Origin of the sequence: Veillonella sp. (assembly GCF_019414865.1) — a bacterium.
Classification (GTDB): domain Bacteria; phylum Bacillota; class Negativicutes; order Veillonellales; family Veillonellaceae; genus Veillonella.
In genome coordinates, this window is record NZ_DXLG01000048.1 from 4771 (window position 1) to 11204 (window position 6434).

Annotated in this window: 7 protein-coding genes; all 7 read right to left on the reverse strand. The window is 36.9% G+C overall.

Going from position 1 to position 6434, the window contains the following annotated elements:
• The coding region (locus tag QZ334_RS04505; RefSeq protein WP_295232295.1) for a bifunctional 4-hydroxy-3-methylbut-2-enyl diphosphate reductase/30S ribosomal protein S1 at window positions 1-1780 on the reverse strand (1780 nt) is incomplete at its 3' end.
• Window positions 1771-2391 carry a lysophospholipid acyltransferase family protein gene (locus tag QZ334_RS04510; protein WP_295232298.1) on the reverse strand — a complete coding sequence of 207 codons (621 nt, stop codon included), beginning with the start codon at window positions 2389-2391 and terminating at the stop codon, window positions 1771-1773. The genes QZ334_RS04505 and QZ334_RS04510, both read right to left, overlap by 10 nt.
• Window position 2392: 1 nt before the next feature.
• Window positions 2393-3067 carry a (d)CMP kinase gene (gene cmk, locus QZ334_RS04515; protein ID WP_105094318.1) on the reverse strand — a complete coding sequence of 225 codons (675 nt, stop codon included), beginning with the start codon at window positions 3065-3067 and terminating at the stop codon, window positions 2393-2395.
• 8 nt (window positions 3068-3075) lie between these two features.
• On the reverse strand, window positions 3076-4323 hold the full coding sequence (locus QZ334_RS04520; RefSeq protein ID WP_295232301.1) for an NAD(P)/FAD-dependent oxidoreductase: 1248 nt from the start codon (window positions 4321-4323) through the stop codon (window positions 3076-3078).
• Window positions 4320-5048, reverse strand: a complete 729-nt coding sequence (locus QZ334_RS04525; protein ID WP_295232303.1) for a pseudouridine synthase — start codon at window positions 5046-5048, stop codon at window positions 4320-4322. The genes QZ334_RS04520 and QZ334_RS04525 overlap by 4 nt, the downstream gene beginning before the upstream one ends.
• Window position 5049: 1 nt before the next feature.
• Window positions 5050-5559, reverse strand: coding sequence for an SMC-Scp complex subunit ScpB (gene scpB, locus QZ334_RS04530; RefSeq protein WP_119208197.1), 510 nt, complete (start codon window positions 5557-5559; stop codon window positions 5050-5052).
• 12 nt (window positions 5560-5571) lie between these two features.
• Entirely contained in the window at window positions 5572-6297 is a 726-nt protein-coding gene (locus tag QZ334_RS04535; protein WP_119208199.1) for a segregation and condensation protein A, read from the reverse strand.
• Window positions 6298-6434: the final 137 nt, after the last annotated feature.

Below are 6434 nucleotides of genomic sequence, written 5' to 3' on the forward strand. Positions count from 1 at the left end.
AGTAATCTTCAACTTTCGCATTACGTTGTTTTGTAATTTGAGAAATGTGAAGTAAACCTTGAATGTCGTCGTTAACAGCTACGAATGCACCGTAAGCTACCAAACGAACAACTTTGCCGTTGATAACATCGCCAACATGCAATGTTTCTTCAGCTACGTCCCATGGGCTCTTAGTCAAAGCTTTTAAGGACAAGGATAATTTGTTGCTTTCAGCGTCGAAGGATTGTAATTTAACTTCGATTTCTTGACCAACGGAAAGAACATCTTCCACTTTTTTAATTTTTTGCCAAGAAATGTCGGAAATGTGAAGTAAACCTTCAATACCACCGATATCTACGAAAGCACCATAAGGCATGATTTTACGAACAATACCTTTATAGTTGTCGCCAACGTTGATGTTTTTCAATGCTTCAGCTAATTTAGCTTGACGTTCTACTTCCAATACTGCACGACGGGAAAGAACCAAACGGTTTTTCTTTTCGTCGATTTCAAGTACTTTAGCTTCGAATTCTGTACCAACCAAGTTGTCCAAGGATTTTACGAAATGAACATCACCTTGGGACAATGGAATGAAACCACGAAGGGATTTAACTGTTACTACCAAACCTGCTGGGATAGCATCAATACCTTTACATACGATAGCTTCATCTTTTTCTTGTGCTTCGATAACATATTGCCAATCTTCATCTTTAGCCAAGCGAGTCATGGAAAGATAAATAGGATTATCTTCTTTGATGTGGTTCATGATAACTGCTTTAATTTCATCACCATTTTTCAACACATCTTTGGCAGATTCTGGTGCTGGATAAGAAATTTCAGTTCTGTTCAAAATGGCTTCAGTTTTGTAGCCAAAAGATACATAAGCGCGTTCATCTTCAACTTGAACTACTGTACCTTCTACAACGTTCCCTTTCTTAAATTCTTCTTGACCTTCTGCTGCTAATAATTCTGCAAAATCTTTCATTGTCTCAATGACCTCCTTAATAATCCAGTCGGGAGTCGATGCTCCTGCTGTAACTCCTACCGTCTGTACTCGGTTAAACCATTCCAGTTGTAATTCAGTAGAAGTTTCAATGTGATAAGTTGTACATCCAACGTCACGACAAACCTCTGCCAATCGGTTTGTGTTGCCGCTATTCTTACCGCCTATCACTATCATAAGATCTACATTACGTGCTAAGTCAACGGCAGAGTTCTGTCGTTCTTGCGTTGCATTGCATATCGTTTTGAAAACCTTAAGATTCTTAGATTTTTTCTCTAATATCTCTATTATACTGTTAAATTTGAATTGTGAAAAGGTTGTTTGTACAACAACACCCATTTTTTCCACAATTTGTAGTTTTTGGGCGGATTCTTCATCTTCGATGATTATTCCTTTGTTATTTGCCCATAAATTAATACTTTTTACCTCAGGATGGTTTTTTTCGCCCAAAATCACCAAAGTCATTCCATCTTCTATGACAGACTTAGCATCTTGTTGCGCTTTTTTTACATGAGGACATGTAGCATCTAAAATATGTAATCCCTTTTCTTCAGCTTCTGCATAAATAGCAGGGCCTACACCATGAGATCGAATAATCATTGTCCCTTCGTCAATATCTGCTACCTCTTGAATAGGACTTACACCTTTACTTTCAAGGCGACCTACAACTTGAGGATTATGAATGATAGGACCTAATGTATAACTTTTACCCTTACCATCGGCAGCTTCATTAGCCATTTCAACAGCTCGCTTAACACCATAACAAAAGCCATGATTTTCAGCCAAAATTATTTCCATAAAGTCTCCTCTATACGATTTTCATGATACGAATCTATCATGCGTTGAATTTCACCTTTAATGCGATCATTAACCTCTTTGATTGCTTCAGGTGTTGGTTTAGCTTTATTTACAGGAACTTGTTTACCAATAATACAAGCTACTTGATTTTTCTTCATATTATGAGATCCAATAATAGCAACTGGTGTTATACCAATGCCTGTACGCAATGCAATTGATGCTGCGCCATCATGAAATCTTCCAAGCTTACCGCTCTTTTGACGGTTTCCTTCAGCAAATATCCCCAGTACCTTATTGTCTTTCAATAATCCTAAGGCATGACGTATAGCTACCTTGTCGATAGCACCGCGATTTAGTGGAAACGCACCAAGCCATGTACAGAAAAATCGAGAAATGGGATTCACAAATAATTCCTGTTTCGCCATGAAATGTACATGTCTAGGTAATGCATAGCCGCAGATAGGTGGATCATTATTACTCAAATGATTTGGTACAACAATAACGGGACCTTCCATAGGAAAATTATCACGCCCATATACCTTTAGTCCATAGCCGACTTTATAGCGCAACCAAAAGGCAGTACGCCAAAGCCATGTAGAAAATTTATTCATCTTAGATTCGCTCCTGTACTAGATGTAATATATGTTCCACTGTTTCATCAAACGTCATGTTACTAGAATCCACAACAATAGCATCCTCAACGCACACCAGTGGAGATTCATCGCGATTTTTATCCATTTCATCGCGACTTTCAACATTATTTTTGATATCTTCTAATGATTGTTCATTAGAAGTACCTTGAACTTCAAGCCATCTACGTTTTGCTCGTGCATCTACAGATGCTGTTAAATATATCTTCAACTCAGCCTTTGGTAGTACAACAGAACCTATATCACGACCATCTAAAATAACACCACCAACAGCAGCCATAGCTTGTTGTCGTTCAACTAAGTATTCACGAACACCTTTATAAGAGGCAATAGTTGATACATTCTCATTGATTTGTTGTTGTCGAATTAGATCTGTCACGTCTTGACCTTTTACAAATACTTTACAAGCATTTGCAGTAGGCTCTAATGTTAAATCTAATGAAGGGAGCAATGATTCTACATCTTTTTGATTTTTCACATCAACATGGCTATCGAGAACCGCCCATGTTACACCTCGATACATAGCGCCTGTATCGATATATAAATAACCCAATTCATTGGCCACTACTTTTGAAATACTACTTTTACCAGCCCCTGCAGGACCATCAATAGCAATGGCAATTTTTTTTGTATTCATAATAACCTCTATTCTTCATCACCATGTACAGCATGCATAGCCGCCACATAACCAGTAGAAAACGCAGCTTGTAAATTATAGCCGCCCGTAAAGGCATCAATATCCAGAACCTCACCAGCACCATATAAGCCTTTCACCAATTTAGACTCCATAGTTTTAGGACTAAACTCTTTTAACGAAATACCACCGGCTGTAACAATTGCTTCTGCTACAGGGCGTAACTCCTTTACAGTTAATGTCATATGTTGTAATACATGACATAAACGCATACGTTCTTCTTTTGTGATTTGATTAATTGGTTTGCTTGGATCTAATTCAGCAAGGTTTATCACAATCGGAATCAGATTGACAGGTAACAAATCTTTCATCCCATTAGCTAATTGTTTTTTTGAATATAAATCAAAATCCTTCTGTAAGCGTTTATCTAAAACTTCTGCAGTTAATGCAGGCTTGAGATTTATTTCAATAGTGATTTGTGGATTTTTCTTACGCAACAATTTGCCTACTGTATGACTTAAAGACAAGATTGTAGGACCCGTAAGACCGAAATGAGTGAACATCATTTCCCCAAATTGTTTCGCTTGTACCTTATTTTTAGAAATAACAGATACCTCAACATTACGAAGACTAAGCCCCATAATATCTTTTACCCAAGATTCCCCTGTTACAATTGGTACCAATGATGGTCTTATATCTGTAATGGTATGACCAACTTTTTTAGCTAAAGCATATCCATCACCAGTAGAACCAGTTAACGGATAAGAGGCACCACCTGTACAGATGATAGCGGCATCACAAGCATATTGTTCCTTATCTGTTGTAACCCCTACAACACGACCATCCTCAACAGTAATAGATGTAACAGGTTCATTTAAATGAACTTGAACTTTATACTTTATAAGGATTTTCATGAATATATTGCGTACTTCTAAAGCAGAATCAGATTCTGGGAATACACGTCCCCCTCGTTCAACCTTAGTTTTTAAGCCCCAACTATGTAATAATTCAAGCAAGTCTTCATTACTAAAGCGTTCATAAGCGCCATATAGGAACTTACCATTACCAGGCGTATTTTTAATGAACTCGGTCATATCTGCACTATTTGTAATATTACAGCGACCTTTACCTGTAATGCCCATCTTCTTACCAACCATATTCATTTTTTCTAGTAAGATGACACGTGCCCCTTCACGACCAGCTATAACAGCTGACATAAGACCTGCTGCACCACCGCCTATGACTACAATTTGTTTCATTCCTTACCTGCTCCTAACGCTTTTAGGGCTTTTACTTCACGAATTGTAAGCTGACGAGAACCACCACGTTTAACACCACCTAAGGTAAGCCCAGCATAGGCAATTCGTTTTAAGTTATGAATACGGTACCCAAAGTGTTCAAACATACGACGAACTTGTCGATTACGACCCTCATGGATTGTAATTTCTACTTCATGAACACCATTATGATCATCAAAACCGAGATCTACTATTGTTGCAGGAGCTGTTATACCATCTTCCAGTTCAACACCATTGGCAATAACCTGTAAATCTTCATCACGAACACGGCCCTTAATACGCACTTCATATGTTTTTTCTACGCCCTTAGACGGATGAGTTAAGTTTTGAGCCAACTCACCATCATTGGTCAACAACAATAACCCTTCTGTATATAAGTCAAGGCGACCTATTGGATAGATTCGTTTTGATTCATTTTTAATATAATCTAAAACAGTTTCACGACCTTGAGGGTCAGACACAGATGTAATAACCCCCTTTGGTTTATTTAACAAGTAATAAACTGGTTTCTCTTGGGCTAATAATTGACCATTAACCTTAACTTTATCCTTTTGAGGATCAATTTTCACACCTAATTCAGTGACTCTACGACCATTAACCTTAACTTTTCCTTCTGTAATCAATTCTTCTGCCTTGCGTCGTGATGCTACACCACAACTAGCAATAAATTTTTGTAATCGTTCCATATTATCCTTCTGTTTCTGAAACTTCTTGATGTAAAGCTTCAATAGATTCTACGCCAGCACTCCTTAAAAACTCGTCAGTTGTTCCGTAAAGAATAGGTCTTCCTACAGTATCTTTATGACCTAGTTCCGCAATAAGAGATCGAGTGAGTAATTGTTTAATAATCTTATCACTATTTACACCGCGGATTTCTTCAATTTCAGCTTTAGTTATAGGTTGTTTATAGGCTATGACAGCTAATGTTTCCATCGCTGCATTAGATAATTTATCTTCTCTCTTACGGATATGACCTACATAGTCAGCACTTTCCATGGCACTAACTAACTCAATACCTGCTCCAGATACTCTCAAACGGATGCCGCGATTTTGCTCATCTAGTTCCCGTTGTAATGTATCTATATAATCTTGTACTTCTTCTTTTGAAAGTTCAAATACTTCTTCAAGCATTTCTATTGATATAGGTTTTGCCGATGAGAATAACACGGCCTCTAAATGCATTGTTGGTAAGCTCATATAGCCCCCTTTCTATACGGTACCTTCTAAGGCTGCAGTGAATATAATATCATCCTCTTCATAGCGCATTTCCATAACTTGTTGCTTCAACAATTCTAAAACAGCCATAAAGATTGTTACCATACCACTTTTTGTTTCAATTGCTATTAATAACTCCCTAAAATATAAACTTTCACCACGTCGTACTCGACTAGATAAAGACAAAATCATATCCTCTAGACTATAACTGTCTTTTTCAACCTTGACCTCGCGAATAGGCTCCTCTTCAGGTAATTCCTTAGCGCGTTTTATAGTCTGATAAAAAATTTCATATAATCGGGAAAGTTCTAAATTATATATATTATCTAACCCAAGTACGCTTGTTTCTTCAGGTCTACTAAATATATTGGCGGATACAGCCGTACGTTCCATCAGTATAGCTGTAAAATCTTTGATTTTTTTAAACTCTACTAATTTAGCTACCAATTCATCACGTGGATCTTCAGCATCCTCTGGCTCAGGTTCAGCTTTAGGTAATAGCATACGCGATTTAATCTGTAACAAAGTAGAAGCCATTACAAGAAACTCACTACTATAATGAATATCAAAGTGATTCCAATTATCTAAATATTCCAAGTATTGACTCGTAATTTCAACGATAGGAATATCGGTGATTTCTATTTTATGTTTTTCAATAAGATGCAAAAGCAAGTCCAAAGGACCTTCAAAAACATCCAACTTGTAATTATAATCTCCCATAAACCCCAATCCTTAGAAAATATACTTTAACCATATAATTATAAAGCATTTATAGTAGTACTTTCAAATAATTGTTTTTTTTACAGTCATCTGCTATCTTTATTATAGTAATTATTATATATTATAGTAATTATTAT

Excerpts from the sequence above, each read along its gene's own strand:
- QZ334_RS04510 (WP_295232298.1), bottom strand. The coding sequence starts at position 2,391 with ATGAATAAATTTTCTACATGGCTTTGGCGTACTGCCTTTTGGTTGCGC.
- cmk (WP_105094318.1), bottom strand. The coding sequence starts at position 3,067 with ATGAATACAAAAAAAATTGCCATTGCTATTGATGGTCCTGCAGGGGCT.
- QZ334_RS04520 (WP_295232301.1), bottom strand. The coding sequence starts at position 4,323 with ATGAAACAAATTGTAGTCATAGGCGGTGGTGCAGCAGGTCTTATGTCA.
- QZ334_RS04525 (WP_295232303.1), bottom strand. The coding sequence starts at position 5,048 with ATGGAACGATTACAAAAATTTATTGCTAGTTGTGGTGTAGCATCACGA.
- scpB (WP_119208197.1), bottom strand. The coding sequence starts at position 5,559 with ATGAGCTTACCAACAATGCATTTAGAGGCCGTGTTATTCTCATCGGCA.
- QZ334_RS04535 (WP_119208199.1), bottom strand. The coding sequence starts at position 6,297 with ATGGGAGATTATAATTACAAGTTGGATGTTTTTGAAGGTCCTTTGGAC.